Origin of the sequence: Nocardia sp. NPDC051929 (assembly GCF_044548645.1) — a bacterium.
GTDB lineage: Bacteria > Actinomycetota > Actinomycetes > Mycobacteriales > Mycobacteriaceae > Nocardia > Nocardia sichangensis.
In genome coordinates this window covers 48,792-74,937 of record NZ_JBIUCG010000002.1, presented here as the reverse complement: position 1 = coordinate 74,937, position 26,146 = coordinate 48,792, and the positions used below count along the sequence as shown (strand labels likewise).

The 26,146-nt window shown below is 69.9% G+C and carries 26 protein-coding genes; 9 read left to right on the top strand and 17 right to left on the bottom strand.

The window, feature by feature from the left end:
* Positions 1-3 precede the first annotated feature (3 nt).
* Together ACIHAX_RS02475 and ACIHAX_RS02470 are read right to left on the bottom strand one after the other, a co-directional pair.
* Complete coding sequence (locus tag ACIHAX_RS02475) at positions 4-669, bottom strand: response regulator transcription factor (protein WP_039799687.1); 666 nt, start codon at positions 667-669, stop codon at positions 4-6.
* 315 nt (positions 670-984) lie between these two features.
* Positions 985-2,214 carry a sensor histidine kinase gene (locus tag ACIHAX_RS02470; protein WP_397275414.1) on the bottom strand — a complete coding sequence of 410 codons (1,230 nt, stop codon included), beginning with the start codon at positions 2,212-2,214 and terminating at the stop codon, positions 985-987.
* A gap of 167 nt (positions 2,215-2,381) precedes the next feature.
* On the opposite strand from ACIHAX_RS02470, the gene ACIHAX_RS02465 reads away from it, so the two are divergent.
* From ACIHAX_RS02465 to ACIHAX_RS02455, 3 genes are read left to right on the top strand one after another with little or no spacing between them, the layout of a single operon-like run.
* Complete coding sequence (locus ACIHAX_RS02465; protein ID WP_397275412.1) at positions 2,382-3,176, top strand: hypothetical protein; 795 nt, start codon at positions 2,382-2,384, stop codon at positions 3,174-3,176.
* Positions 3,173-4,537, top strand: a complete 1,365-nt coding sequence (locus ACIHAX_RS02460) for an alpha/beta-hydrolase family protein (protein ID WP_397275410.1) — start codon at positions 3,173-3,175, stop codon at positions 4,535-4,537. Before ACIHAX_RS02465 ends, ACIHAX_RS02460 begins: the two co-directional genes overlap by 4 nt.
* 55 nt (positions 4,538-4,592) lie before the next feature.
* Positions 4,593-5,039, top strand: coding sequence for an SRPBCC domain-containing protein (locus tag ACIHAX_RS02455; RefSeq protein ID WP_364429290.1), 447 nt, complete (start codon positions 4,593-4,595; stop codon positions 5,037-5,039).
* Positions 5,040-5,148: 109 nt separating this feature from the next.
* Here the strand turns inward: ACIHAX_RS02455 and ACIHAX_RS02450 are convergent, their stop codons facing one another.
* A complete protein-coding gene (locus ACIHAX_RS02450) occupies positions 5,149-5,736 on the bottom strand; it encodes a TetR/AcrR family transcriptional regulator (RefSeq protein ID WP_397275407.1) in 588 nt (195 codons plus the stop codon).
* Positions 5,737-5,844: 108 nt separating this feature from the next.
* On the opposite strand from ACIHAX_RS02450, the gene ACIHAX_RS02445 reads away from it, so the two are divergent.
* Positions 5,845-6,747, top strand: a complete 903-nt coding sequence (locus ACIHAX_RS02445) for an SDR family NAD(P)-dependent oxidoreductase (RefSeq protein ID WP_397275405.1) — start codon at positions 5,845-5,847, stop codon at positions 6,745-6,747.
* Between the two features lie 62 nt (positions 6,748-6,809).
* Here the strand turns inward: ACIHAX_RS02445 and gatA are convergent, their stop codons facing one another.
* Positions 6,810-8,303, bottom strand: coding sequence for an Asp-tRNA(Asn)/Glu-tRNA(Gln) amidotransferase subunit GatA (gene gatA / locus ACIHAX_RS02440; protein WP_364429299.1), 1,494 nt, complete (start codon positions 8,301-8,303; stop codon positions 6,810-6,812).
* A complete protein-coding gene (gene gatC, locus ACIHAX_RS02435; RefSeq protein WP_067797657.1) occupies positions 8,300-8,599 on the bottom strand; it encodes an Asp-tRNA(Asn)/Glu-tRNA(Gln) amidotransferase subunit GatC in 300 nt (99 codons plus the stop codon). The genes gatA and gatC overlap by 4 nt, the downstream gene beginning before the upstream one ends.
* Before the next feature lie 315 nt (positions 8,600-8,914).
* On the opposite strand from gatC, the gene ACIHAX_RS02430 reads away from it, so the two are divergent.
* Positions 8,915-9,565, top strand: a complete 651-nt coding sequence (locus ACIHAX_RS02430; RefSeq protein ID WP_355078799.1) for an amino acid-binding protein — start codon at positions 8,915-8,917, stop codon at positions 9,563-9,565.
* A gap of 41 nt (positions 9,566-9,606) precedes the next feature.
* On the opposite strand, the gene ACIHAX_RS02425 is transcribed toward ACIHAX_RS02430, so the two are convergent.
* The 3 genes from ACIHAX_RS02425 to ACIHAX_RS02415 are packed head-to-tail and all read right to left on the bottom strand — an operon-like array spanning position 9,607 to position 11,769.
* A complete protein-coding gene (locus ACIHAX_RS02425) occupies positions 9,607-10,131 on the bottom strand; it encodes a GNAT family N-acetyltransferase (RefSeq protein ID WP_397275403.1) in 525 nt (174 codons plus the stop codon).
* 50 nt (positions 10,132-10,181) lie between these two features.
* Positions 10,182-10,505: a hypothetical protein gene (locus tag ACIHAX_RS02420; RefSeq protein ID WP_397275401.1), complete on the bottom strand. Its 324-nt coding sequence runs from the start codon at positions 10,503-10,505 to the stop codon at positions 10,182-10,184.
* 19 nt (positions 10,506-10,524) lie between these two features.
* A complete protein-coding gene (locus ACIHAX_RS02415; protein WP_355078796.1) occupies positions 10,525-11,769 on the bottom strand; it encodes an ATP-binding protein in 1,245 nt (414 codons plus the stop codon).
* A gap of 223 nt (positions 11,770-11,992) precedes the next feature.
* Here ACIHAX_RS02415 and ACIHAX_RS02410 point away from each other — a divergent pair, with 223 nt between their 5' ends.
* Positions 11,993-12,541, top strand: a complete 549-nt coding sequence (locus tag ACIHAX_RS02410; RefSeq protein ID WP_355078795.1) for a Uma2 family endonuclease — start codon at positions 11,993-11,995, stop codon at positions 12,539-12,541.
* Between the two features lie 109 nt (positions 12,542-12,650).
* Positions 12,651-13,004: a hypothetical protein gene (locus ACIHAX_RS02405; RefSeq protein WP_157170886.1), complete on the top strand. Its 354-nt coding sequence runs from the start codon at positions 12,651-12,653 to the stop codon at positions 13,002-13,004.
* On the opposite strand, the gene ACIHAX_RS02400 is transcribed toward ACIHAX_RS02405, so the two are convergent.
* The 6 genes from ACIHAX_RS02400 to ACIHAX_RS02375 all read right to left on the bottom strand — a co-directional run bounded on the left by ACIHAX_RS02400 (position 12,991) and on the right by ACIHAX_RS02375 (position 20,807).
* Positions 12,991-14,037: an S-adenosylmethionine:tRNA ribosyltransferase-isomerase gene (locus ACIHAX_RS02400; RefSeq protein ID WP_397275398.1), complete on the bottom strand. Its 1,047-nt coding sequence runs from the start codon at positions 14,035-14,037 to the stop codon at positions 12,991-12,993. The genes ACIHAX_RS02405 and ACIHAX_RS02400 overlap by 14 nt on opposite strands.
* Positions 14,034-14,729 (bottom strand): SDR family NAD(P)-dependent oxidoreductase, encoded by a 696-nt coding sequence (locus tag ACIHAX_RS02395; protein WP_364429319.1) that lies wholly within the window; start codon positions 14,727-14,729, stop codon positions 14,034-14,036. The genes ACIHAX_RS02400 and ACIHAX_RS02395 overlap by 4 nt, the downstream gene beginning before the upstream one ends.
* 68 nt (positions 14,730-14,797) lie before the next feature.
* Entirely contained in the window at positions 14,798-16,912 is a 2,115-nt protein-coding gene (gene ligA / locus ACIHAX_RS02390; RefSeq protein ID WP_355078792.1) for an NAD-dependent DNA ligase LigA, read from the bottom strand.
* A 360-nt stretch (positions 16,913-17,272) separates the two neighbouring features.
* Entirely contained in the window at positions 17,273-18,358 is a 1,086-nt protein-coding gene (locus ACIHAX_RS02385) for a methionine synthase (RefSeq protein ID WP_397275395.1), read from the bottom strand.
* 104 nt (positions 18,359-18,462) lie between these two features.
* Positions 18,463-19,578, bottom strand: coding sequence for a tRNA 2-thiouridine(34) synthase MnmA (gene mnmA, locus ACIHAX_RS02380; RefSeq protein WP_397275393.1), 1,116 nt, complete (start codon positions 19,576-19,578; stop codon positions 18,463-18,465).
* Positions 19,578-20,807: a cysteine desulfurase family protein gene (locus ACIHAX_RS02375; protein ID WP_397275391.1), complete on the bottom strand. Its 1,230-nt coding sequence runs from the start codon at positions 20,805-20,807 to the stop codon at positions 19,578-19,580. The genes mnmA and ACIHAX_RS02375 overlap by 1 nt, the downstream gene beginning before the upstream one ends.
* 262 nt (positions 20,808-21,069) lie before the next feature.
* On the opposite strand from ACIHAX_RS02375, the gene ACIHAX_RS02370 reads away from it, so the two are divergent.
* Complete coding sequence (locus ACIHAX_RS02370) at positions 21,070-21,384, top strand: hypothetical protein (RefSeq protein WP_397275389.1); 315 nt, start codon at positions 21,070-21,072, stop codon at positions 21,382-21,384.
* A 253-nt stretch (positions 21,385-21,637) separates the two neighbouring features.
* On the opposite strand, the gene ACIHAX_RS02365 is transcribed toward ACIHAX_RS02370, so the two are convergent.
* From ACIHAX_RS02365 to ACIHAX_RS02355, 3 genes are all read right to left on the bottom strand, one after another.
* Entirely contained in the window at positions 21,638-22,660 is a 1,023-nt protein-coding gene (locus ACIHAX_RS02365) for a lysophospholipid acyltransferase family protein (RefSeq protein ID WP_397275387.1), read from the bottom strand.
* A 5-nt stretch (positions 22,661-22,665) separates the two neighbouring features.
* Positions 22,666-23,493, bottom strand: a complete 828-nt coding sequence (locus ACIHAX_RS02360; protein WP_397275385.1) for a GNAT family N-acetyltransferase — start codon at positions 23,491-23,493, stop codon at positions 22,666-22,668.
* Between the two features lie 263 nt (positions 23,494-23,756).
* Positions 23,757-25,049 (bottom strand): NAD(P)/FAD-dependent oxidoreductase, encoded by a 1,293-nt coding sequence (locus ACIHAX_RS02355; RefSeq protein WP_397275383.1) that lies wholly within the window; start codon positions 25,047-25,049, stop codon positions 23,757-23,759.
* A 112-nt stretch (positions 25,050-25,161) separates the two neighbouring features.
* Here ACIHAX_RS02355 and ACIHAX_RS02350 point away from each other — a divergent pair, with 112 nt between their 5' ends.
* On the top strand, positions 25,162-26,019 hold the full coding sequence (locus ACIHAX_RS02350; RefSeq protein ID WP_355078783.1) for a LysR family transcriptional regulator: 858 nt from the start codon (positions 25,162-25,164) through the stop codon (positions 26,017-26,019).
* The last annotated feature ends 127 nt before the right edge of the window (positions 26,020-26,146 follow it).

Below are 26,146 nucleotides of genomic sequence, written 5' to 3'. Positions count from 1 at the left end.
GGCTCAGCCCGGGGTGACCAAGCCGGTTTCGTAGGCCAGCACCACGGCTTGCGCCCGGTCGCGCAGATTCAGCTTCGAGAACACCTTGGAAACATGGGTTTTCACGGTTTGCTCGGCCACGAACAGGGTTTCGGCGATCTCGGAGTTCGACATGCCTTTCGCGATCAGTTCCAGCACTTCCCGCTCCCGGGGAGTCAGCGCGGACAGCTGCGGCGACGGCTTGGCGCGGGCAGCGCTGCGGCGGCGGGTGACGTCGGCGATGAGTCTGCGGGTGACCGTGGGCGCGAGCAGCGCCTGACCGTCGGCGACCACCCGCACCGCGCGGACCAGTTCCTCGGCGGGCGCGTCCTTGAGCAGGAACCCGCTGGCGCCGAGGCTCAGCGCCTCGTAGACGTAGTCGTCGATGTCGAAGGTGGTGAGCATCAGTACGCGCACCGGCGGGTCGAACCCGGCCGCCAGGATGGCGCGGGCCGCGTCGAGCCCGTTCATCTCCGGCATACGCACATCCATCAGCACGACGTCCGGGCGCAGCCGCTTCGCCTCGGCCACCGCGACCTTGCCGTCCGCCGCGTCGCCCACCACGCTGATATCCGGCTGCGCGGCCAGCAGCGCCCCGAACCCCTGACGGACCATCGCCTGGTCGTCGGCGATCAACACCGTAATTGCCACCAGCTCACCCTAATTGCCCCGTACGACTGCGCGTCGCGCCGACCGGACGCACGAGCATGCCAGGGGCCCACTGTTCCGACTGTGCATCGACGGGCACGCTCGGCCCGTGTCCGAGGCCAGCACATCTGATCGCCGCTCGGGCGCTGCGGCCACGGTCTGCTCTGATGCGATGTCTCGACACCGCTCAACTCCCGATTCGGTGTCGTGCCCGGCAGCCTCGGGTGCTTTGTGCAACGGCGGCACGTGCCTTCCGTCGCTGCCTCCGATCGGCATCCGCAGGAACCCGCAGCGCACTGCGCATCCTCCCGGCGGTGCTCAGCGTCCTGGTTCGCCGTGCAGCGCGCCTGCACCGACAACTGCGGCAGCCGCTTCCGGCACGGTGAGCGGGAAGCGCGCGTGGACCCGGAATCCGCCGTCCGTGCGCGGTGCCGCCGTCACCTCGCCGCCCACGGCCAGCGCTCGTGCCTGCATACCCGCGATGCCGTGGCCGCCGTTGCCGACCGTCCGGGCGGGCGTGGCCCCCGGCTCGTTCTCGACGTCGAGCAGCAGCTCCGCGTCGCGGGCGATGCGCACCTGGACCGGCGCGCCCGGGGCGTGCCGGGAGGCGTTGGACAGTGATTCCTGCACGACGCGGAACAAGGCGAGGCCGGTGGTCTCCGGGATCGTGTCCAGCGCACCCTCGACGGTCCACTCGATGCGGACACCAGCGCGGCGCGCGCCTTCGAACAGGCCGATCACGTCGGCCGCCTTCGGCTGGGGCGCGTGCTCGGGCAACTGGCCGTCGCTGCGCAGCACACCCAGCATGCCGCGGATCTCGTTGAGCGCTTCGCGCGCTGTGGCGCCGATCGACTCGAACTCGGCGCGCGCGGCCGGGGTGACGCCCTCGACCCGGTACGGCGCGGTCTGCGCCTGCACCACCACCAAGGACATGTGGTGGGCCACGACGTCGTGCAGATCGCGGGCGATGCGCGCCTTCTCCTCCAAGATGGCCCGGCGGGCCCGCTCGAGTTCGTTCTCCTCCTCCTGGCGCACCAGCTGCCGCCGCGACAGCGCCAGCCAGCGGACGAGTAGTCCGAACAGCACCAGCGCGCCCAGCGCGATCGGCCAGCCCCACGCGGCGTTCGCGAACGCTTCGCCCTCGCCGGGCATGGTGGTCGCGAACAGCAGGGCGGTCGCCGCCCAGGACACCGCCACGATCTGTCCCGGGGCGCGCAATGCCACCGCGAACAACAGCACCAGCACACAGAGCACGTGCACGACCTGGAACGGCAGGTCGTTGTTCGGCTGATGCGGGATCGCCAGCGCGATCACCAGCGCGGAGCCCGCCGAGATGGCCCAGCCCAGCGCCGGGTTGACCCGGACCAGCAGCACCGGGAACGCGGCGAGCGCGGCGATGAACGGCTGCGCCGCGGCGGGCACCGCGTGGGTCAGGTGCAGGGTCGGCCAGGCCACCGCGTACCAGATCAGCGCGACCAGCACCGTGCCCAGGTCGAACCAGGTCCGCGCGTCCAGCCGTCGCGTCCAGCCGCGACTTTCTCGGTTCATGCCTACGACACTAGGAACTCCCAGTTCACCGCGGCCTCATACCCACGGGTGATTTCCGCCCCGATACCCCGGTGTGAGGCGGCGCGGCGGCTCCCCCGGCGGCACGGCGCGCGAAACCTCCCCGGGCGTGAGGCGGGACCGGAAAGCCGGCCCCTAACGTCGTCGCCATGAGCACACCGACCAGCGCCGGGCGCGAGACCCGGTTCGCTTCGGCCGTAGGAGCCCGAAATCATTCCGCCGCAGCTTCTTCCGTCACCGCGCACACGCGACGCTACGCCGCGCTCACCGCGACCGCGCTGACCACCGTGGCGGCGACGGTCTTCCTCTCCCCCGCCCCGCAGGCCGCCGCGGCGGCCGCGCCGATCGAAAGCCCGCAGGCGAGCGCCGCCGTCGCCGAGTTGGCCGCCGGTGGCCCCGACGCGCTCACCGCGATCCCGGCGGACTTCGTCGCGTCGTTCGGTTACCGGCCCAGCACGGTGGACGGTTTGCTGGTCGATCCGGACGGCGACTGCTCGTCCCCGGTGACGCTGCCCGCCGAGTTCGACACCGCGTGCAAGGCCCATGACCTCGGCTACGACCTGTTGCGCTACGCCGACCAGCGCGGCGAACCGCTGGGCCCGTGGGCGCGGCAGGCCCTCGACGCGTCGCTGGACCGGCAGATGCACCAGGCCTGCGCCACCCGCGTGGACCCGTTCTCCCGCGCCCGCTGCGATGCGATGGCATCGATCGCGAACACCGCGGTCGATCTGAACTCGCGGCGGCAGGATTACGGCGTACCGGTGGTCGAGCCCCTGTTCGACGCCGCCGAGTCCGACTCCGCGTCGAGCTGGAAGCTGCTCGGCGTGCTCGTCGCCGGAATCGCCGGTCTGAGCGCGGCTCTCGTCGTCCACAACCGGCGGCGTGGCTCCGGACTCGCGGATTGCCCGCCACCTGCGTCCGTCGCGGCAACGGTGCGGCGATGACGGCGTTCCCGAACCGCCGTCTCCGACTCCAGGCACGACCGCCGCGGATCGGCACCACACTCGGCATCGGGCTCGGCACACTGGCGTCGTTGGCCCCAGGTCTGCTCCCTCGCACACCGGGCGCGCAAGCCGTGCTGACCGGGCTCCTCGCGGCGCTGACGCTCGGCGTGGCCGGAACGCTGCGAATCATCGTGCGGCGACGCGGTTTCGACTTCGATCGGCACCATGCGTGGCTGCGGCTGCCCCTGCTGATCGCGATATCGGTGCTGGTGGTGGGAGCAGCGGCGAACGCGGGACACTGGCAGAACCGGCTGCGCGCCGCGATGGGCACGCCGCCGATCGGCGCCGACTACTGGGTGCGCTGCGCGCTCGGCGCGGCGCTGATCGTCGGGCTGTTCGCCGCCGCCACCCGCTCGATCGCCTGGTCTCGGCGGAAACTGGGCTGGTCGCGGAGCATCTCGCTGGCCGCCGTCGCGGCGGTGCTGCTGTACCTGGTCGGTGTGCCCGCGGTGGTCGGATGGCGGGAGGCGGCGTACGCGCGGGCCAACGCCGAGCTGGATCCCACTCTGGTGCGACCGGTTTCGCACGCCGGGTCGGGTAGCGCGGAGTCGGCGGTGAGCTGGACGTCGCTGGGCGCCGAGGGGCGCAAATTCGTGAGCGACGCGTCGGTGCGCGCCGTGCGGGTCTACGTCGGGGTGGCCTCCGCACCCGACCTGGACAGCCGCGTCGCGCTGGCGATCCGGGAACTGGAACGGTCGGGCGGCTTCGCGCGCTCGCACCTGGTCGTCACGGTGCCCACCGGATCGGGCTGGATCGACGCGAACGCCGTGGCGGGGTTCGATCGGCGCTTCGGCGGTGACGTGGCGCTGGTCGGGCTGCAATACTCCTATCTCCCGAGCTGGGCGACGTTCGTGTTCGGCCGGGAATCGGCGGTGACGGCCGCTCGCGCCTTGTTCACCGCCGTCGAGCGCCACATCCAAAGCCTGGCGCACAAGCCGAAGCTGTACCTGTACGGGCAGAGCCTGGGCGCTCTGGGCGGCAACGCCGTCTTCGCCGACGACGCCGAGCAGGACGACCGAACCTGCGCGGTTCTTTGGGCGGGCCCACCGGCCGACAATGTCCACCGCTCCGGCGCGACCGTGCTGGCCAATAGCTCGGATCCGGTGATCCACTGGTCGCTTTCCCAGCTGTGGCGCGCGCCCGACCTGACCGGCGCCCGCGTCGACGCTCCGGTTCCGCAATGGCTTCCGGTGCTCAGCTTCGCGCAGACCACCGCCGATCTGCTCGCCGCGCTGCACGCTCCGCCGGGCCACGGCCACCGGTACGGCCAGGATCAAGGGACGGCGATGGGCTCGTGCTGAGCTGTTCGGCGCGCCACTCGCCCGCGACCGCCATAGAACATGTTCTAATTTCTTCATGGCCTTCGTCATCGACCTCGCCGCCGACATCGACGCCCCAGCCGACCTGGTGTGGCAGGTGATCACCGACTTCCCGCGCTACGGCGAATGGAATCCCTTCGTCACGGAGTGCCGCAGTTCGCTGGTGCCCGGCGAGCCGATCGACATGCTCGTCCAGGTCTCCGGCTCGAAGCCGCGCAAGCAGCGGGAATGGATCCGCTCGCACACCCGGGGCCGCGAGCTGAGTTACGCGATGAAACCCGTACCCCTGGGCGCGCTGCACAGCCTGCGCTCCCACATCGTGACGCCGCTTCCGGACAACCGCACTCGCTACGAATCCCATTTCGAACTCGGCGGATGGCTGCATCCCGTGGTCGTCGCATCGCTGGGCAAGAATCTGCGCCGGGGTTTCGAGGGCATGACCGACGGCATCCAGAAGCAGGCCGAATCGCTGCGCGCTTCCTGACGATGGAAACCCTCGGGCGCCGAACGACTTCCTTGTTGCCGAACCGGCCTGCTGGAGTCGGACGGCGTCGGAGTCCAGGCGACTGGAAACCGAGTCGGACCGGACGGATTCACGCGCGCAGATAGGCCAGCGCGGCGTCGAGCGCGGCGTCGGCGTAGGCCTGGGTGAGGCCACCGAGCCCGAGAGACCACCGCATCTGCGCCGGACCGAGCAGCAGATCGACGGCGAGCTCGAGATCGAGGTCCGCACGCAGTTCACCGGCGGCGACCGCGGCGGCCAAACGGTCGGCGACGGCGGTGCGCTGAGGCAGCAACAGGCGCTCACGGTAGGCGGCGCCCAACTCGGCGTCCTGCTGGATCTCGATGTACATCGCGCGGAGGAAGGATTCGAACCCGGGATCGGTCAGCGCGACGATCGAACCGCGCAGCAACTGGCGCAGATCGGCGGCGATGTCGCCGGTGTCCGGTAGCGCCGGACCCTCCGGCCCCGAATCGGCTTCGAGCATGGCATCGAACACCACCGCCCCCTTCGACGGCCACCAGCGGTAGATCGTCTGCTTGCCGACACCCGCACGGGCCGCGATGGCCTCGATGCCCAGCTTCGCGTAGGACACCTCGCGGATCAGCTCGGCGGTCGCGGCGAGTATCGCCGCACGGGAGCGCTCGCTGCGGCGCGCGGCGGTGGGAGTCTCGGGCATGCCGTCACGGTAGCAGATGACGAGACGAAACGTCTCGTCTTGACAAGGCGCGAGCGAATTGGCACGGTATCCGACGAGACGGAGCGTCTCGCGACGAAAGGATCACCCATGACCAGAACGTGGTTCATCACCGGGGCAGGCCGCGGACTCGGCCGCGCCTTCACGACGGCCGCGCTCGCCGAGGGGGATCGCGTCGTCGCGACCGCCAGAAACCCGGAGGCCCTCGCGGGCATTGCCGACGACCGTCTCACCGTGTTGCCCTTGGAGGTTCGCGACCGCGCCGGCGTGATCGCCACCGTGGACAAGGCGTTCGCGCTGACGGGCACGATCGATGTGCTGGTGAACAACGCGGGTTACGGCTTGGTCGGCGCCGTGGAGGAACTGACCGAGACGCAGATCCGCGACCAGATGGACACCAACTTCTTCGGCGCCCTCTGGGTTTCCCAAGCGGCGGCGCCCCATCTGCGCACGCAGGGTTCGGGGCACATCGTGCAGATCTCCACGGTCGGGGCCGTGGGCAGTCTGCCCCTGTTCGGGCTGTACAACGCGAGCAAGTGGGCACTGGAGGGATTCAGCGCCTCGCTCGCGGACGAACTGCGCCCCTTCGGCATCCGGGTCACGCTCGCGCAGATGGGCGGCTTCGACACCGACTGGGCCAAGTCGAGCATGCGATTCGCCAGCGGCATTCCCGCCTATGCGCCGGTACGTAACGCCATCCTGGGCATGCCGGACTACCCGGCCGAGGCGACCGGAACGGAGTCGACCGAAGCCGAGCCGGCGAACACACCGAACGAGCCCGCCGCCCCGGTCGAATCGGGCGCCGACACCGAGTCCGAGTGGATCGAAGCGCCTCCGGAGGTCGGCGCCGCGGGTCTGATCGAGTTGGTGAACATGCGGAACCCGCCGCTACGCAAGATCATCGGGCCTGGCGCGCACCAGATGGTCGCGCTCGCGTTGGATCAACGCCGCGCCGACTACGCCGGCGACCCCGAATTCACCTGGCCCGCCTGATTGTTCACCGAGCCGCTCGGCACCGCGGGTGCGGTGAGCCGAGCGGCTCGGGGTGCGAAATATCAGGCGACGGGACCGCGGGCGGCCTCGTAGGCCGCGCCCACCCGGTAGAGGCGATCGTCGGCGAGGGCGGGGGCCATGATCTGGAGGCCGACGGGCATGCCGTCGTCCTTGCTCAGCCCGGAGGGGACCGACATGGCGGGGTGACCGGCCAGATTGGTCGGGAGGGTGCACAGGTCAGACAGGTACATGGCCAGCGGATCGTCGACCTTCTCGCCCAGCTTCCACGGCGTGAACGGGCTGGTCGGCGAGACGAGCACGTCGACCTGCTCGTAGGCCTTGTCGAAGTCGCGGGCGATCAGCGTGCGCACCTTCAGCGCCTGGCCGTAGTAGGCGTCGTAGTAACCCGCCGACAGCGCGTAGGTGCCGATCATGATGCGCCGCTTGACCTCGGGGCCGAACCCGGCCGCGCGCGTGGCCGCCATGACCTGCTCGGCGCTGTGCTGACCGTCGTCGGCGACGCGCAGGCCGTAGCGCATCGCGTCGAACCGCGCGAGGTTCGACGACACCTCCGACGGCATCACCAAGTAGTAGGACGACAGCGCGTATTCGAAGTGCGGACAGGACACTTCGATCACTTCGGCGCCGAGATCCTTCAGCACCGCCACGGCGGCGTCGAAGGAGGCGAGCACGCCGGGCTGGTAGCTGTCGGAGTGCAGTTCCTTCACCACGCCGATCTTGACGCCGCGCAGATCGCCCTGCGCCCCGGCGCGCGCGGCGGCCACCACCGGCGGCACCGGCACGTCGCGCGAGGTGGAGTCGCGCGGGTCGTATCCGGCGATCACCTCGTGCAGCAGCGCCGTGTCCAGCACCGTTCGACCGCACGGACCGCCCTGGTCCAGCGACGACGCGCACGCGACCAGGCCGAAGCGCGACACCGTGCCATAGGTGGGTTTGGTGCCGACGGTGGCGGTGACGGCCGCGGGCTGGCGGATCGATCCGCCGGTGTCGGTGCCGATGGCCAGCGGGGCCTGGTGCGAGGCCAGCGCCGCCGCGGAGCCGCCGCCCGAACCGCCCGGGATGCGGGTGGTGTCCCACGGGTTGCGGGTGGGACCGTAGGCGGAGTTCTCGGTGGAGGAGCCCATGGCGAACTCGTCCATGTTGGTCTTGCCGAGGATCGGGATGCCCGCCGCGCGCAACCGCGTGGTGAGGGTCGCGTCGTACGGCGACACCCAACCCTCGAGGATCTTCGACGCACAGGTGGTGGGCATGTCCGTGGTGGTGAACACGTCCTTGAGCGCCAACGGAACTCCGGCCAGCGGCGAGGCGGGCTCGGCGCCGGAGGCGATCGCGGCGTCCACCGCGGCCGCGGCCTCTAGCGCCTGCTCTCCCGCGACGTGCAGGAAGGCGTGGTACTCGCCGTCGACCGCGGCGATCCGGTCCAGGTGCGCCTGGGTGACCTCGACCGAGGACAGCTCGCGGCCGTGGATCTTGTCGGCAAGCTCGGCCGCCGACAGCGTCGTCAAGACGGAATCGTGATGCGATGCCGCGCTCATTCGCCCTCCCCCAGAATCTGCGGCACCATGAACCGCTGCTCGTCCACGGCGGGCGCGCCCGACAGCGCCTCCCGCGGGGTCAGGCCCGGCACCACCTCGTCGGGACGGGTCACATTGGTCGCCGGGTTCGGCGACGCCGTAGCCGGGACGTCGGCGGCGGCTACCTCGGAAATGGTCCGCACGTGGCTCAGGATCGAATCCAGCTGTCCGGCGAACTGATCCAGTTCCGCGTCGGACAGCGCGAGCCGGGACAGCCGGGCGAGGTGTGCGACCTCGTCGCGGGAGATGGCGGGCACCGCGGGACCCCTTTCGGCTTCGTTATCAACAGTGCTCAACCCACACAGCCTAGCCACCGGGGACCGGGTCACCACCCGGCACCCGGGCTTCGTCGGCGCGGCGGAGGAACCATCGCCCAGCAGGCCCCCGGCAACCCCCTCCGGCGCGCGACACGGCCGCTCGGACTAGCCCGACACGCCGGTTTCGCGCGAATTCATCGAGTGGCGCGCGTCACTCGCCGGTCTTCGACTCGATAACCGGCCGTAAGGGGTGTAAGTATTGCGTCACCCGGGTATCCGTTCAGAGCCTCGGCCGCCCTAAGAAAGGAAACGCACGTGTCGTATCTGCTCCGCGTGCAACTTCCGGATCGACCGGGAAGCCTCGGTGCGCTCGCCCTCGCACTCGGCTCCGTCGGTGCCGACATCCTCTCGCTGGACGTGGTCGAGCGCGGCGCGGGCTACGCCGTCGACGATCTGGTCGTCGAGGTGCCCTCCGGCGCACTCCCCGACACCCTCATCACCGCCGCCGAATCGATCGGCGACGTGCACGTGGACTCGATCCGCCCGTACTCCGGCGTGCTCGACACCCATCGCGAACTCGAACTCATCGACCATGTGGCCAGCGCTCGCGACGACCGGATGCAGGTGCTGGTGGACGGTGTGCCGCGGGTGCTGCGGGTCGGCTGGAGCACGATCATCGACATCGGGCCGCACGGCGCCTACCGGGTGGTCGGCAGCCCGAGTGCGCCACAGACACAAGCGGGTTCGGCACCGTGGATGCCGCTCGAGAAGCCGACGGTGCTCGACCCCGAAGCCGACTGGGTGCCCGAGATCTGGCGGGACATGGACACCAAACTCGCCGCCGCTCCGCTCGGCAACACCGGCAAGGTGCTGCTGCTCGGCAGGCCGGGCGGCCCCGACTTCCGCCCCTCCGAGGTGGCCCGGCTCGGCTACCTCGCCGGGATAGTCGCCACCGTCCTCGGCTGATTCACGAGCGGCGCAGCGGATTCCGCGCCGTGGACGATTACCTAGGCGGAATCGCCAGAAGGGCCGAGCGGTAGCCGGAGCACATGCAGCAGCTCCCCCGCGGGAGTACGCCAGTCCCGGCTCGGTACGGGGAGGAAGCCGAAGCGGTCGTATATCCGCCGGGCGTCGACCATGGCGGCCATGGTGGTGAGGGCGACCGCCGCGCAACCTTCCGCGCGGGCGAGATCGAGCACGGCGCGCACCAGTGCCGTCCCGGCGCCGAGTCCGCGCGCGGTCTTCGCGACGGCGAGCATGCGGAACTCAAGTTCACCCGGCAGCGCGATCTCCGCGTACGGATTGCCCGCGGGTGCGACCGTCAGCGAGCCGACGATCCGGCCCGCGTGCGTGGCGACCAGGACCCGGGCCGAGGCGGCGCGGCGGGCGGTGTCGGCCAGCTCGCCCGCGTACCAGCTGCCCATTGCCACGTAGCCTTCGCCGACGTAGACCTCCACCGTCAACTCGCCGATCGTCGCGTACTCCTCGGGCCGCGCCGCCCGGACGACGACACTCGCGTCCCGCTCATCCATACCCGGCATGATGCCATCGACCATAGTGTGGGCTACGGCACGGCGACCGCTCAGCCGGGACGAGAAATCTGCCAGCGGTCGGGCTTGCCCGCCGGATAGACGACGGTGAGCAGGTCGCCGATCGACGGCCAGGAACTCGTGTCCCAGGCGAAACGGCCGTAGACGACCTTGCCGGAGACGGAAGGACCGCTCAGATTCCCGGTGATGGTCACGTACTGGTCGCCCGTCGCGTCGGGGCGCGGGCTCACACCGGTGACGTACAGCGTCCCCTCCTCCGGGTTCGCCGGGCGGTAGCCCCGCTTGCCGCGGATGGTGAACACGATCAGCGACACCAGCACCGCGGTCAGGGTTACCAGCGCGACGAACTCCAACATGCCCCCATGCTAAGTCGCGTCACACCGGCGTGAGCTCGCTGGCGCCCTGAGCCGTGCGCCGTACCTGCCAGACCGATGTGCGGGTGCGTTGCGATCGTCCGTTGCCCCGATCGATCAGCGTCCGATTGTTCGTGGTGAAGATCAACTGCGCCCCGCGCGCATTCGTCTCCGGGTTCTGGAACAGCTGGATCAACCGATCGGTCTCCTCCGCGGGCAGGCACGCGCCGATGTCGTCGACGGCGAGTACACGGCCCTCGTCCAGCGCGTCGAGCATGGCGGGCAGGACCCGCAGCAACGACAGCGTGGCGGAGGATTCGTCGCCGATCCCGAACGGGGCGTCGATGCCGTCGTGCACCAGGCTCAGGCCGACACCGCGCCGGGCCACCATGCGCGTGTACAAGGCGTCACGCGCGGCCTTCAGATTGGTCAGCTCACGTTCGAGCAGCACCGGGGTCAGGCCGTTGTCACGCAGCAACTGGTCAGCGTGGCCGGGCGAGGAGGCGCACAGATCGATCTGCTTGCCGAGACCGGCGATGTCGGCGTCCAGATCACGCAGGTAGTCGGCGTACAACGGGTCGTGTTCGGCGACGAGCAGGTCGGTGATGCCCAACTCGGCCGTACGCAGCAGCATCAGCAGCCGCGCCGCGTTGTCCGGGGATCGGGAGATGTGACTGCCCAGCCGATGGGCGATGGCGTCGGGTTCGGCGGGACCGCGCTGCACTTCGAGCATGGAATCGAACCAGCGGTAGGCGGGCACGAGCGCGTCGGAATACATCTGACCGGCGAGGCTGAGCAGCAACGCGTTCGGACGAACCAGCGGAGCCAGCGCGGTGATACCGTAGCGCGCGGCCTCGAACATCGGGCCGATCTTGATCTGTTCCCCGTTGCGCTCGAACACGATTCGCTTGCGCGAGCGCGGATGGGTGTGCAGCCATTCCGCCGTCACGTCGGCGTTGTCCAGCCGGAACCCGTAGGTATACGGCACGCCCTCGGCGACGAACGCCGCCACGAACTCCGAAGGCCGGTCCGGGAATCCGAGATGCGGCGCCCGCACCGGGCCCGCGTACGGGTCCCACCCGGTCACCGAGTGCAACACCGCGTCACGCATCTGCCCGAGCGCATCGATCAGGTTCGTCTTGCCCGCAGCGGCGCCGCCGTGCACGGCGGTCACCGGCACCGCCACCGGCCCGCTTCCTCTGGTGAGCCGCAACTCCTGCTCGTCGGCCAGCGATCTGTGATTGGTCACCTGAAAACTGCGCAGCATGCCGCCATACTTCCGTCTGTGGCATGGGTAGGCGACATCAGGCCGGTAGCGTCCGCGATCCGCGCCTGATCTCGCCCCACGTCGGCGACACGCGCACCGAGCCCACACACAGTTCGCCGAAGGCTCGAACGTCCTCCCTCTCTTTGTTCGATCACGAGCATTACCTGGGGGAACAGGTCTGCGACCGATGGCTGCGCGATCGGCGGCACGGTACCCTGATCGCATGACCGAGGCTTCGATCGCCTACCGCTGGACGCGCAGCGAGTTCCTGCGCGCGTGGGAGGCGGGCGCGTTCGACCATCGTGTCGAACTCGTCGAGGGGGAGGTATGGCCGGTGGTTATCGGGTCGTGGCACGGCCGAGCGGTGTTTCGCATCGCGCGGGAGCTTCCGACCAAGGGGGTCGAGGTGACCAGCGAGACGCTGCCCACCGCCCAGTCGCTACCCGATCCCGACTGCTGGGTACTGCGGGCAGACGCGGATCAGGTCGATTTGATCGGTTCGAAAATCGCTGTGTGGGATCCGGCTGATGTGCTCCTGGTCATCGAAATCTCCGACGAAACGGTGATGCAAGACCTCGGAGTCAAAGCGAAACTGTATGGCCGCGCCGGGTATTCGACCTACTGGGTAGTCACGAGAACCGTGATCTACGAGCACACCGAACCGATACCCACGGGTTACCGGACTCGCAAAGAGTACCGGCCCGGCGACCACATCCCGGTCCGCTATGCGGACACCACCATCGCCGTCGACAACCTGCTGTTTCCGGAGTAGCTCGACAGCAGTCGCCAGGACAGCAGGCGTGATAGCGGGTTAGCATGCCTGCACGCTGCGGTCTTGCCGCGGCGTACTGCCGAAGTTGTTCGATGGGATGAGGGTAACGATGGGATCGACGGTTCGTCGCGTAGTGGTCGGAGGCTCCGCCGTCGCCGCGCTCGCGCTGGGCTCGCTGACCGTGGCGCCGGAGGCGGTGGCGGACGCGCCGTGTCCGGAGGGCACCGCACGCGTGTTCCTGGCCAACAGCACGAACACCTGCCAGGGCGGAGGGACGGTCAGCTACGACCCGCCCGGCGTGGTGTCGAAGGTGTGCTCGACGGCGAGCGCCGACGTGTCCGCCGAGGCGACGTTCAAGAATCGCCGCGGCAAGATCATCACCCAGAAGCTCGACCTGAGCGACGGCCGTTGCGGGCGATTCGACATCGCGGGCCAGCTGGGCGCCACGGTCACGGTCCACTGAGCGGGCCACGCCCGAACAGCAGAGCGCTGTCGCCGAACTCGTGCCACAGGTAGCCGGTGTCCACGGCGGCGGCATACGCGGCGGCGACGGTTTCCTCCCCCGCCACTGCTACCAGGAGATCCAGGTGTGACGCGCCGGGCGCGTGCCAACCGGTGATCAGACCATCCACTACACGAGCCGGTCGCCGTGCGCCGAGCACCAGGTCGGTCCACCCGCGCGACGCGTGGACCAGTCCCGCCGGGTCGGCGGCGGTCTCCAACGCCCGCGTCACCGTCGTGCCCACCGCGACGACCCGCCCACCGGCGGCTTTCGTGTCGTTCACCAGCCGCGCCGTCGAGGCGGCAACGGCGAACCGTTCCGGGCTCGGCGGTTCCCCGGCCTCGGGCGAGGAGACGCCGGTATGCAGGGTGATCGGCGCGAGAGCGACCCCTGCGGTGATCAGATCCAACACCACACGCTCGGTGAACGGCCGTGCCGCGCTTGGCATTTCCGCGCTGCCCGGAACCCTGCCGAAGACCGTCGTGTAATAGGCCGCCGACCACCGCTGCGGCACATAGGCATACGTGATGGGGCGGCCGTGTGCGGCGAGCAACCCGAACACGTCGCCGGTGACGTCCGCACTCCAGAGACGACGTCCGCCGGGAAGCCAGGGCGCCCGCAGTGTGGCCGTCGCACCCGGCAATCGCAACACGGTCCCGGCCGAGAGCCGCTCGGGCGGATAGGGAGTGCGCTCGGTGGTCCGGACCTCGACCACCCAGCGGCCGTCGTCCAGCCAGGTGGAGAAATGCAGCACGACCGGCTCGCCGTCCATCGTGGCGTCGACCGCCGACGACATGGTCGCCGAGTTGTTCACCAACAAAAGGTCGCCCGGGCGCAGGCGGTCGGGCAGCTCTCGGAATCGGGCGTGCGTCAGACCGTCCTCGACGACGAGCAAACGGACCTCGTCGCGCGCCATCCCTCTCGCCTCGGGCGGGAGGGTGGCGTTGCGATCCGGGGACAGATCGAAGAACGGCAGTTCGGTCCGCACCGTCATGACGCCCGCCCGGCCACGAAATCCGCGGCGGCATAACGCCCGCTCTTCGGCTTCTCGGCGAGCAACCGCAGCAGCGCGGGCACTACTGTCGCGGGCTCGGGCCGGTCGGAGATGTCGACGCCGGGAAACGCGGCCTGATGCATCTCGGTACGCATGTCGCCGGGATCGAACGCGTAGATGGACAGGCCCGGATGTTCCGCACCGAGGATCGCCGTGAGCTGGTCGAGCGCTGCCTTCGACGAACCGTATCCACCCCACGTGGGATACGGCTCAACCGCGGCGTCGGAGCTGATGTTCACCACAACGCCGTCCGGCCGCAGCAGCGGCAGCACGATGCGCAGAATCGCCAGTGGCGCGACCACATTCGTGCGCAAGACGCGCTCGAACTCGTCGAGTGGATAGTCCGCGAGGCCCAGCAACGGACTCGGCCCGAGACGGCTGGCGTTGTTCACCACCAGGGCGAGTTCCCCCGCACCGCGCGCGGCGTCCGCCAACCTGGCGCGATCCGCCGGCTCCGTGACGTCGCCGGGGACCGCCTGGAACGACGGCCCGAGTTCGGCGGCCACCCGCGTCAACCGGTCGGCTCGACGCCCGGTCCCCAGCACCCGCCACCCTTGTTCGATCAGCGCCCGCGCGAGCGCAGCGCCGAATCCTGCCGATGCGCCGGTGATCAGTGCGGTAGGACGAGACATGATGACCTCCTGGTAGTCGCCTACCAGTCGATCCTCATACCTCAACGTATCTTCAGGTCAAGCGCCGATCACTCCTCGGCTTCGGCGTCCTCCGCGGCCGTCTCCGGCGTGACCGCCTCGGGACCACCGGCCAGCAGCCGCTGGAACCCCTCCTCGTCGAGAATCGGCACACCGAGTTCCTCCGCTTTGGCGGCCTTGGACCCCGGCGCGTCACCGATCACCACGAACGCGGTCTTCTTCGAAACCGAACTGGCCGCCTTGCCGCCGCGCACCAGGATCGCCTCCTTGGCGCCGTCGCGGGTGAAGCCTTGCAGCGAACCGGTCACCACGATGGACAGACCCTCCAAGTTGCGCTCGATGGATTCGTCCCGCTCGTCTTCCATCCGCACACCCGCGGCCCGCCACTTCGCCACCACGGCGCGGTGCCAGTCGACGGTGAACCACTCCGCCACCGCGGCCGCGATGGTAGGGCCCACGCCGTCGGCGGCGGCCAATTCCTCGACCGACGCCGCCTCGACGCGGTCCAAGCTGCCGAACTCGGCGGCGAGCGCCCGCGCCGCGGTGGGGCCGACGTGCCGGATGGACAGGCCGACCAGCACCCGCCACAGCGGCCGGTTCTTGACCGCGGCCAGGTTCTCCAGCAGCCGCTTGCCGTTGGCGGAGAGGCTGCCGTTCTTGTTGGCGTAGAGGGACGTGGTGAGCAGCGTCGCCTCGTCCAAGTCGAACAAGTCGCCCTCGTCGGTGATGGCGCCGGACTTCAGCAGATCGATCGCGCCTTCGTAACCGAGGGCCTCGATGTCGAAAGCGCCGCGGCCTGCCACGTGGTAGACGCGCTCGCGCAATTGGGCCGGGCAGAACTGCTGGTTCGGGCAGCGGATGTCGGCGTCGCCCTCCTTCTCGGGGCGCAGTTCGGTGCCGCATTCGGGACAGTGCGTCGGCATGACGAACTCGCGCGCGTCTTCGGGGCGCGCGTCCACCACCGGCCCCAGCACCTCGGGGATCACGTCACCCGCCTTGCGGATGGTGACCGTGTCGCCGATCAGCACGCCTTTGCGCTTGACCTCGGCCGCGTTGTGCAAGGTGGCCATCGCGACCGTCGACCCCGCGACCGACACCGGCTCCATCACCGCGAACGGCGTCACCCGCCCGGTGCGGCCGACGTTCACCTGGATGTTCAGCAGCTTGGTCGTCGCCTCCTCGGGCGGGTACTTGTAGGCGATCGCCCAGCGCGGAGCCCGCGAGGTGGAGCCGAGGCGGCGTTGCAGCGCGGTCTCGTCGACCTTGATCACCTGGCCGTCGATCTCGTGCTCGATGTCGTGCCGGTGCTCGCCCCAATACGCGACCCGCTCGATCACCGCGTCGATGCCCTGCACCCGTCTGGTGTGCTCGGACACCGGCAGGCCCCACGCGGCGAGCGCGCGGTACGCCTCGTATTGCGAGGTCGGCGTGTAGCCCTCGATCCGGCCGAAGCCGTGACAGATCATGCGCAGCCTGCGCCGCGCGGTGACCGACGGATCCTTCTGCCGCAGCGAACCGGCCGCGGTGTTGCGCGGGTTGGCGTAGGGCGGTTTGCCCTCGGCCACGATGGCGGCGTTGAGCGTCTCGAAATCCTCCAGCCGGAAGTACACCTCGCCGCGGACCTCCAGTAGTCGCGGGATCGGGAACTCGTCGCTGGGGTTCAGCTCGCCGGGGATGTCATCGATGGTGCGCGCGTTGAGCGTCACGTCTTCACCCGTGCGTCCGTCGCCTCGGGTGGCGCCACGGACCAGCCTGCCGTTCTCGTAGACCAGGTTCAGCGCGACGCCGTCGATCTTGACCTCGCACAGATAGTGCAGGTCCGGCCCGGTCTCCGCCTCCACCCGGGCGGCCCAGGCGCGTAGCTCGTCGACGTCGAACACGTTGTCCAGCGACAGCATCCGCTCGAGATGGTCGACGGCGGTGAAATCGGTCGCGAACCCACCGCCGACCAGCTGGGTCGGCGAGTCCGGCGTGCGCAGGTCCGGATGCTCGTCCTCCATGGCCTGCAACCGCCGCAACAGCGCGTCGAACTCGCCGTCGGAGATGATCGGCGCGTCCCGGACGTAGTAGCGGAACTGATGCTCACGCACCTCGTCCGCGAGTTGCTGCCAGTCCACCCGCTGCTCTGGCGTCGCCGGGGCCGCCGCGCTCTCGCTGTCACTCACCCATCGCACATTAGCGGAGGCCACCGACAGGGAGCCGCCGTGTTCGCGCACGTCGCCGCCCTGGCGGACACGAATTCCGGCCGGTCCGTTTCTCGGCGCGAGCACCGGCGTTCCGGCGGCCTTGCCCCCAGCTCGCCGTTGCGGCGCCCACACCACGGCGTGATGCCCGCGCCGGTCATTTGGAAGCCTTGTGCCGCTCTGAACGACCGGGCGTTCCGGGGGCTGCACCATGCGCAGCGTAGTTCTCTCTCGGCGCTGACGATCCCATGAGCGGGGCTCCCCCCGACTGCCCACAACCGAGCTGGTTCTGGCGCGAAGGCGGTCGGTCCGGGCGGGGATTCGCGTTCTCACACGACGACGTCAGGAGAACGAAAGCTCCTCCGGCTCCTCGGCATACGCCCGCGCGACGTCCGCGGCCAAGCGCAGCGCTCGTCTGCTCCACTCCAGCGGCGCGCCCGCCAGTCCGCATGCCGGGCTGACCGCGACCCGCTCCGCCAGCGTGCGGCGGCCGAAGCCGAGCCGATCGATCAGCCGCACGCCCGGTTCGGCGAAGGTCCGCCAGGTGACCGTCGTGGCAGGCGCCTCGGTGGGGACGACACCGAGCACCAGCTGCTTGCCCGCTTCCATGGCCTCCCCGATCTCGTCGAGTTGCCCGGTGCCGATGATGCTCAGATCGAACCCGATCCCCGCGGCGGCGCTACGGCGCAGCGCACCGAGCGCGGGCGGCTCGGCGCAACTGTGCACCAGCACCGGCGCGGACTGTGCGGTGATCACCGCGTCCAGCACGGCCAGCGCTTCCGGTTCGGGCAACGCGCGCACGGTGTTCAGCACGCTCACCCCGCGCAGGGAACCGTCCAGCACGGCGGTCAGCGACGGTTCGTCCAGCTGCACGACGACCTGCGCGCCGAGCCGCTTGCGCACCTCCGCCACGTGCTGCGCCAGCCCCTCGGCCAGGGACTCCGAGAGGTCGCGCACCGCGCCGGCGTCGGTGAGCACGCGATGACCGCCGGGCAACTCGACCTGCGCGGCCAGCGTCAGCGGGCCCGCCGACTGCACCTTCACCGTCCGGCCGCGACCGGACAGGCCTGCGTTCTCCCACGCTTCCTCGAGTGCGTCCAGATCGGTCCGCAGCAGGTCATGGGCGCGCCGCGAGACCGAACCCGGGCGCGGCGCCAGTCGATAGCCCCTGGAGGTGGTGTCGAAACGCAGATCGACCAGCAACGCGGAGGCGCGGCCGATCAGGTCCGCGCCCGCGCCCCGACCGGGCAGCTCCACCAGGTGCGGTAACTCACCGAGTTCGCCGACGATGGTCGCGGCGGCCTCGCGCGGGTCGGTGCCCGGCCAAGAGCCGACGCCGGTGGCGACGCCGCCTCGCAAGCGCACCGGCTCGGCGGTCACGTCCGGCCCGCCATCTCGCGTCACGTCATCCGTGCCGGTCTCGTACACCGTTACCGCACTCCATCCGATCGATTCCGCCATTACGAGGCCCGCCGTCCTCGACGGTCACAGCCCAGTTTCCGCACCGGACGACACCGGAGGATGGTGCGGGATCACCGCGCCGCCTCGGCCCCCGTTTCACTCGTGACAGACTCTTGCGCGGTGCCGGAGATGGTCCCGCTGCCGATCACCTCGTCACCCTCGGGATCCGGACGGTAGACGACCACGGCTTGGCCGCGCGCGACGCCGGTCAGCGGCTCGCGCAGCCGCACGAGCAGTCCGTCGCCCACCGCCTCGGCCACCGCGGGCGCGGTGCCGCCGTGCGCGCGCACCTGCGCCACGCACTCGATCGGGCCCGCGGGCGCGGAGCCGGACGTCCAGATCGCGCGCTCCGCCTCGATCGTCCAGACCTGCAAGTCCTCGGCCGACCCCACGCGGACCGTGCCGGACTCGGGATCGATGCCGGTGACGTACCGGGGCTTGCCGTCGGCGGCGGGACCCGGCAACCCCAGGCCCTTGCGCTGGCCGATGGTGAATCCGTGCACGCCCTCGTGCCGCGCGAGCTCCCGGCCGTCGGCGTCGACGACCGCGCCGGGCCGGATGCCGATCTTCGCGCCAAGGAAGGCGCGCGTATCGCCGGAGGGGATGAAGCAGATGTCGTGGCTGTCGGGCTTGTTCGCGACGGCGAGCCCGCGCTCGGCGGCCTCGGCGCGGATCTGCGGCTTGGGGGTGTCGCCCACCGGGAACATCGCGCGCGAGAGCTGCTTCGCGGTCAGCACAGCCAGCACATAGGACTGGTCCTTGTCTGCGTCGACGGCGCGCCGCAGCACACCGTCCTCGAGCCGCGCGTAGTGCCCGGTGACCACGGCGTCGAAGCCGAGCGCCACCGCGCGGTCGGCCAGGGCGGAGAACTTGATCTTCTCGTTGCAGCGCAGGCACGGGTTCGGCGTCTCGCCCGCCGCGTAGGCCGCGACGAAGTCGTCGATGACGTCTTCCTTGAAGCGGTCGGCGAAATCCCAGACGTAGAACGGAATGCCGAGCACGTCGGCGGCGCGCCGGGCGTCACCCGCGTCCTCCTTCGAGCAGCAACCGCGCGATCCGGTGCGCAGCGTGCCCGGTGTCGCCGACAGCGCCAGATGCACCCCGACTACCTCGTGACCGGCGTCGACGGCACGCGCCGCCGCCACGGCCGAATCCACACCACCGCTCATCGCGGCGAGTACCCGCATCAAACACCTCCTTTCGCACCGGCCAGGCCCGCGGCCTTGGCCCGCTCCACCACTTGCGGCAAGACTTTCAGTACTGCGTCGACGTCGGCACGCGTCGAGGTGTGCCCCAGCGAGAAGCGCAGCGATCCGCGCGCCTGCCAGGGTTCGACACCCATCGCGATCAGCACGTGACTGGGCGTGGCGACGCCCGCGGTGCACGCCGAACCGGTCGAGCATTCGATCCCCGCCGCGTCCAGCAGCATCAGTAGCGAATCCCCTTCGCAGCCGGGAAAAGTGACGTGCGCGTTGCCGGGTAGCCGCCGTTCGCCGGTCGGACCGTTGAGCACCGCGTCGGGCGCCGTCGCGCGGATGCCGTCGATCAACGCGTCCCGCAACGCGACCAGCTCGGCGGTCCGGGCGTGTAGTTCGATCGAAGTCTGGCGCAGCGCGGCGGCCAGCCCGATCGCGGCCGCCGTGTCCGAGGTGCCCGACCGCAGGTCGCGCTCGTGCCCGCCGCCGTGCAGCAGCGGCACGCACGGCACCTGCCTGCCGAGCAGTAGCACCCCGATACCGTGCGGGCCGCCGACCTTGTGCCCGGCGAAGCTGGCCGCGGACAGGCCGCTCGCGGCGAAGTCGATGGGCAGCTGCGCCGCCGCCTGCACCGCGTCGCTGTGCATCGGCACGCCGAATTCGGCTGCGACGGAGGCGAGTTCGACGATCGGCTGGATCGTGCCGACCTCGTTGTTCGCCCACATGACGGTGACCAGCGCGACCTCGTCGGGATGGGCGGCGAGCGCGGCGCGCAGCGCTCCGGCCGCGACCACGCCCTCGGCGTCGACCGGCAGCCAGGTGACTTCCGCGCCCTCGTGCCGCTCCAGCCACTCCACCGCGTCGATCACCGCGTGGTGCTCGACCGAGCTGGCGATGATCCGGTTCCGGCGCGGATCGGCGTCGCGGCGCGCCCAGAAGATGCCCTTCACCGCCAGGTTGTCGCTCTCGGTGCCGCCGGAGGTGAAGATGACCTCCGAGGGCCGGGCGCCCAGGTCGGCCGCGATCGACTCGCGCGCCTCCTCCAGCAGCCGACGGGCGGCGCGCCCGGAGCCGTGCAACGAGGACGCGTTGCCTGTGCTGCGCAAGGCAGCCGTCATCGCCTCGATGGCCGCGGGCAGCATCGGTGTGGTGGCCGCGTGATCGAGGTAGACCGTCTGGGGCGCAGCACCGTTGACCGGACCCGAAAAAGCCGACTTCATGACCAGTTAAGGATAGCCGTCACCCTCCGCCGGTTATTCCCCCCTGCTCGCCCGCTCGCGCGGGGTCCGTTCACGGACCCGGTTCAGGCTTGAACGCCCTGCGACCGGCGGAATCTCAGGGTTTTCACCTATTGAATGTACCGCTATTTAGCGGTACGTTATTCAGCGTGTTGATCGCCGATCCGTTCCGTTCCGGGAGTGGATCCGGGGCCGGGACGCCGAGCGGTCGACGCCCGGACGAATCGATAGTGAGGAAGTTCCGATGGACCATCACACCCATGGACGCACGCGACGCGTGCTGGCACGCGCCGCGGTCGCGTCCGCACTCGCCCTGATGCCGGTCGCCGCGGTCGCGGTGCCCGCGCTCGCCGACCCGATCGTGCTCGAGCAGGCCGACCAGCTCGATGCGACCCACGGCCGCCACGGCCACGACGACTGGAATCGCGGCAGGCACAACGACTGGGATCGCGGCCGCAACGACGACTGGTTCCGCGGCCGCAACCGCCACGACGACTGGGATCACGGCAGGCCCGGCTGGGACCACGGGTGGCGGCCGCCGACGGGAAGCGGTTTCTGAGTTCTTTCCCTATATCCGGGGCGGGCCGACATCGGCTCGCCCCGGACTCGGTGCAGCCCTGCCGCATTCGACGCCGGTGATCACGATCACGGCGTGGACGGGAGCGAGCCAGGCCCACACCGATGCGCCACGAGGCACCCGCAGCCATGATGCCGAACACCGTGCGTACGGCGAAACGTCTGCGAGTGGCACATGGCTGTGGCAAACCGCGAGTGGACCTTTCGATGGTGTGCCACTCGCGAAACCTGTCGAGTTACCGCGCGACCGCAGCACTCCGGCGCCCGCGCAGCATCGGGCGGCGGCGCGGGCGGCGCACTTCTGGTGCGTCGGTCGCGAGCGACGGGTCCTGGACTCGGGTGTGCCCCGCCTCGATCCACTCCGTGGTTTCCGCACCGTGGCGGGGCGACGCGGTGCCGCGGACCGCGGCCTCGCAGCGGCGGGCCAGTTCGCGCCGGTCGGGGCCGGGTTCCAGCACCGGCTCCAGCACCACTTCGGCGACCATTCCGCGCGAACGCAGCACCCGCCCGGCGGAGGAGCCGAAGGTGTCGACGCCGACGAAAGCGGGCACCGTGCACGGCACGCCGTGCCGGTCCAGGTACCGCAATCGCACCGGCTGCACGGGGGTGCCGGTGTCCACCGCCGCCTGGAGCAACGCGGGACGCATGCTGCCGTAGGCGCGGCCACACCACGTGGTGCCCTCGGGGAAGACGCCGATCCGCTCACCGGCGGCCAGCCGCGCTCCGACCGCGGCCACTACGCCCGGCAACTGCCGTAGGCTCTCGCGTTCGATCGGGATCACCCGCATCAACTCGGCGAGTTTGCCGATCATCGGCCAGTCCAGCATGTCGGCGCGAGCCACGAAGCCGAGCGGCTGCACCGAGGCCAAGGCGACGATGTCGGTCCAGCTGATGTGCCCGGTGACGATCAGCACGCCCCGGCCTGCGGCGCCGAAACCGGCGGGTGCGAGCGTGGCGTCGCCCTCATCGACGACACCGCACTCTTCCGCGGTCACCCGGTTGTCGACGACGCGCAACCGCAGGCCGATGGAACCGAGCAGCAGGCGCGCGTAGCCGCGCTGCAACGGCGCACGCTTGCCGCGCGGGGTCACCGCGTGCGCGATCGGGTAGCTGAGCAGCAGGCCGGCGACTCCGGCCAGCCGGGCGGCCACCCGCGCCGGGCCGACTTGGTCGATCGAATCGATGCAGCCTGAACCACAGGGGCTCGACGGCATCCATGCGTGCGCGGCGGACTTGGCAGGTGGCGCGTCGAAGACCACGGTCCTCACCGTCCCCCGTCGAACGACGCGGCGGCGTCTTGTAGGCGATTGAGGTAGCGGGTGTTGATGGTGTTCAGCCCGAGCAGCACGACGAAGTCGGCGACCGCGAAGGCGGGATCGTGGGCGGGCTCGCCGCAGATCTCCGCGCCCAGCCGCAGGTAGCCGCGCACCAGCGGGGGCAGCTTCGGCCGCGACGGCGGGGTCAGTTCGTCGAGGGTCTTGCCGTCGACGATCACCGGGTTGTAGGGGTGCACCCGGCGCTCCGGGTCGGAGGCGTGCCGACCGAGCAGCATGTCGCGCACGCCGCGCACGTTCACTCCGGGCGGGTCGGCCGGGCTGTCCTGCATCGGCACCGACACGCAGCCCATCACCCACTCGTAGCCGGTGAGCTGGATGTAGTGCAAAATCCCCGCCCACATGAGGGTGAGCACCGAGCCGTTGCGGTGGTCGGGGACCACGCACGCGCGGCCCATCTCGACGATCCGCATGCCTTCCGGATCCAGTTGAGCGAGATCGAATTCCGTCGCAGTGTAGTACCCGCCCGCCGCGGCGACCTTGCCCGGCGGCAGCATCCGGTAGCAGCCGACGAATTCCCCGCTGGCGTCGTCGCGCACCAGCATGTGGTCGCAGTGCTCGTCGAAATGGTCGGCGTCCAAACCGCTGCCGTCGTCCGGAATCCGGAAACCCGGCTCGTTGGCGAACACGTTGTAGCGCAGGCGCTGCGCGGCGACGCGGTGATCGAGGTCGGAGGAGACCACCAGCGAGTAACGCGACCGTCCCTCCCCGGAGTCCGTCGGTCGAGCCGGGGCTGTCAGCACGGACGAAATAGTCATATCCACGATGAAGCCAGCCCGACAATGCGCCCCAGCAACCTCGAAGTGTCGCCACGATGCCGGTTGGGTGAACGAGACGGCTGTCACACCGAGCGTTCACCGAAAGGTTCCACCGCGTTCGCACTCCCGCACCGAAACCGCTTCCGACATGCGGTTTACCACGCGAATCGCGGTTCGTTCCTGGGCAGCGTGAATGCCGCGCGCACCGTGAATCGCGCCGCCTTTCGATCGTGTGCGACGCGATTCTCAGGTGCGAGAAGCCATTAAGCGGCTCGGCTCTCCGCGGCGAGTACCTTCGGCGCGGTCGCCTCCTCCTCGGCGAAACCGGGGCGCCCGGTGAAGATGAACGCGACCAGCCAGGACGCGACCGCGGCGAAGCGGTTGCGGAAACCGACCAGGTAGAACAGGTGCACCGCGAGCCACATGAACCAGGCGATCACACCGCGGAAGGTGATGCGGTCGTTCAGCTTCGTCACGGCGCTGAACCGGCTGATCACCGCCATGCTGCCCTTGTCCCAGTAGGTGAAGGGCGTGCCGGGCTGCTTCTTGCGGCGGATGATGTCGGCGGCGTGCCTGCCTTCCTGCATGGCCACCGGCGATTGCCCGGGGTAGCCGTTGAGCGAGGTCATGTCGCCGATGGCGTAGATGTCGGCGTAGCCGCCGACTGTGAGATCGGGGTTGATCAGCAGCCGGCCGGCCCGGTCGGTCGCCACGCCCGTGGCCTCGGCCAGGATCTTCGCGAACCCGCCCGCCTGCACGCCCGCCGACCACACCACGGTCTCGGCCGCGATGGCGTGCTCGACCCCGTCGGCGCTCTTGACGGTGACCTTGCCGTGCTCGATGTCGGTGACGAAGGTGCCGAGCAGCACCTCCACGCCGCTGCCGGTCAGCGACTTCTTCGCGTACTCCGACAGCCCGCCGCCGAACGGCGGGAGCACCTCGCCCGCGCCCTCCACGAGCGTGACCGAAACCTCCTGGTGGTAATACCGTTTCGCCAGCTCCTTCAGCTGACCGGCCACCTCGACGCCGGTCGCGCCCGCGCCGACCACGACGAAGCTCAGCAGCTTGCGCCTGGTCTGCTCGTCGGCCTGCGCGGCTTCGGCGAAGACGCGCGCGATCTGGGCGCGCAGCCGCCGCGCGTCATCGATGGTCTTGAGCGAATAGGTCTTCTCCGCGAAGTCGTCGCGGCCGAAGTAGGACTGGCTCGCGCCGGTGGCCGCGATCAGCGAGCCGTAGCGGATGCGGTGCGAAACGCCCTCGTGTTCGTAGGTGACGATGGCGCGGTCGGGATCGATGCCGACCACGGTGCCGAGGCGAACGTCGGCCTCGCGATGGCGGCGCAGGATGCCCGCGATCGGCGGCGCGATCTCCTCCGATGTGAGCACACCGGTCGCTACCTGGTACAACAGCGGTTGGAACAGATGCTCGGGCGTGCTGGAGATCAGCACATAGTCCACCCCCGACTTGGCCAGTTGCTTGGCGGCGGCGAGCCCGCCGAACCCCGATCCGACAATGACGACACCCGCGGTTTCGATTCCCGCGTCCACGTACTGCATGACAGCCTCCTTCTCTCATTACGAACCGCGATCCGGAGGGCGGATATTTCAGGTGTGTGGGCGCATAATTAAGATGACTCTTATCTCGATTCGTAATTAATCAGGAGGCGCCGTGGAACTTCGGCAGCTCACCTACTTCGTCGCGGTGTGCGAGGAGCTCAGCTTCAGCGGCGCCGCGGCGCGCTGCTTCATCTCGCAGTCGGCGATCAGCCACCAGATCTCCCGGCTCGAACGCGACCTCGGCGTGCAACTGTTCGAGCGCTCGACCCGCTCGGTCGTGCCCACCGACGCCACCGCACGGCTACTTCCCCTTGCGAAACAAATGCTGAGTCTGGAGTCGGCGATCCGCGCCGCCGTGCGGACGGTCGGCCCGCGCATCCGGCTGGCCGCGAACATGTCCTTCGCCACCCGCTCGCTGTCGGCCATCGCGGGAGCGCGCGCCGCGCATCCGGAGGCGGAGATCGAGTTCGTCATCAAACCCTTCCGTCAGCGCATCACCGCGGTGACCGACGGCGACTGCGATCTGGCCCTGATCCGCGGCCGCGTCGACCAGCCCGGCCTCGTGGTCGAGCAGCTGTGGGTCGAGGATCTGGTGATCGCCACCTCCAGCGCGCATCCGCTGGCCACGAAGGACACGGTGACCCTGGCGGATCTGGCCTCCTACCCCCTGTTACTCCCCCCGGAGCAGGAACAGGTGTTGCTACACACGGTGATCCGCAACGCGTTCGCCGAACTGCCTACCGGCCCCACCTTCGGCCCGCCCATCCCGCCGGACCACACCGCGACGATGGAGCTGATCAACCGGCCCGAGGCGTGGACGGTGCTCTACGCGGAGAGCACGACCGAGGGTCTGGTGGTGCTGCGGCTGGCCGAATCCAAGCTGCGCATCCCCGTGTCGGCGGTCCTGCGCGCCGACGCCCGGCGCTCACCGATCCTCGACACCCTGCTCACCGCACTGCACCGCTGCTGATTCGAGCATCGGGGTGGCCGCCGCCTCTCCCCTCCGTGTCCGGATCAGCGTACAAGACAGAGAATTCACCGCCTGACGGGAACTCGCACACGTAACCGGAACGACCGGCCGCACCGTCCGGAGCGGG

What these genes read in the sequence shown, in the direction of transcription:
- ACIHAX_RS02455 (WP_364429290.1), top strand. Translation starts at nt 4,593, where the DNA reads ATGGCCTTCGTCATCGACCTCGCCGCCGACATCGACGCCCCAGCCGAC.
- ACIHAX_RS02460 (WP_397275410.1), top strand. Translation starts at nt 3,173, where the DNA reads ATGACGGCGTTCCCGAACCGCCGTCTCCGACTCCAGGCACGACCGCCG.
- gatA (WP_364429299.1), bottom strand. Translation starts at nt 8,303, where the DNA reads ATGAGCGCGGCATCGCATCACGATTCCGTCTTGACGACGCTGTCGGCG.
- ACIHAX_RS02415 (WP_355078796.1), bottom strand. Translation starts at nt 11,769, where the DNA reads ATGCTGCGCAGTTTTCAGGTGACCAATCACAGATCGCTGGCCGACGAG.
- ACIHAX_RS02400 (WP_397275398.1), bottom strand. Translation starts at nt 14,037, where the DNA reads ATGACGGTGCGGACCGAACTGCCGTTCTTCGATCTGTCCCCGGATCGC.
- ACIHAX_RS02445 (WP_397275405.1), top strand. Translation starts at nt 5,845, where the DNA reads ATGACCAGAACGTGGTTCATCACCGGGGCAGGCCGCGGACTCGGCCGC.
- ACIHAX_RS02425 (WP_397275403.1), bottom strand. Translation starts at nt 10,131, where the DNA reads ATGGATGAGCGGGACGCGAGTGTCGTCGTCCGGGCGGCGCGGCCCGAG.
- ACIHAX_RS02410 (WP_355078795.1), top strand. Translation starts at nt 11,993, where the DNA reads ATGACCGAGGCTTCGATCGCCTACCGCTGGACGCGCAGCGAGTTCCTG.
- ACIHAX_RS02450 (WP_397275407.1), bottom strand. Translation starts at nt 5,736, where the DNA reads ATGCCCGAGACTCCCACCGCCGCGCGCCGCAGCGAGCGCTCCCGTGCG.
- mnmA (WP_397275393.1), bottom strand. Translation starts at nt 19,578, where the DNA reads ATGCGGGTACTCGCCGCGATGAGCGGTGGTGTGGATTCGGCCGTGGCG.
- ACIHAX_RS02470 (WP_397275414.1), bottom strand. Translation starts at nt 2,214, where the DNA reads ATGAACCGAGAAAGTCGCGGCTGGACGCGACGGCTGGACGCGCGGACC.
- ACIHAX_RS02420 (WP_397275401.1), bottom strand. Translation starts at nt 10,505, where the DNA reads ATGTTGGAGTTCGTCGCGCTGGTAACCCTGACCGCGGTGCTGGTGTCG.
- ACIHAX_RS02395 (WP_364429319.1), bottom strand. Translation starts at nt 14,729, where the DNA reads ATGTCTCGTCCTACCGCACTGATCACCGGCGCATCGGCAGGATTCGGC.
- ACIHAX_RS02370 (WP_397275389.1), top strand. Translation starts at nt 21,070, where the DNA reads ATGGACCATCACACCCATGGACGCACGCGACGCGTGCTGGCACGCGCC.
- ACIHAX_RS02375 (WP_397275391.1), bottom strand. Translation starts at nt 20,807, where the DNA reads ATGAAGTCGGCTTTTTCGGGTCCGGTCAACGGTGCTGCGCCCCAGACG.
- ACIHAX_RS02405 (WP_157170886.1), top strand. Translation starts at nt 12,651, where the DNA reads ATGGGATCGACGGTTCGTCGCGTAGTGGTCGGAGGCTCCGCCGTCGCC.
- ACIHAX_RS02360 (WP_397275385.1), bottom strand. Translation starts at nt 23,493, where the DNA reads ATGACTATTTCGTCCGTGCTGACAGCCCCGGCTCGACCGACGGACTCC.
- ACIHAX_RS02465 (WP_397275412.1), top strand. Translation starts at nt 2,382, where the DNA reads ATGAGCACACCGACCAGCGCCGGGCGCGAGACCCGGTTCGCTTCGGCC.
- ACIHAX_RS02355 (WP_397275383.1), bottom strand. Translation starts at nt 25,049, where the DNA reads ATGCAGTACGTGGACGCGGGAATCGAAACCGCGGGTGTCGTCATTGTC.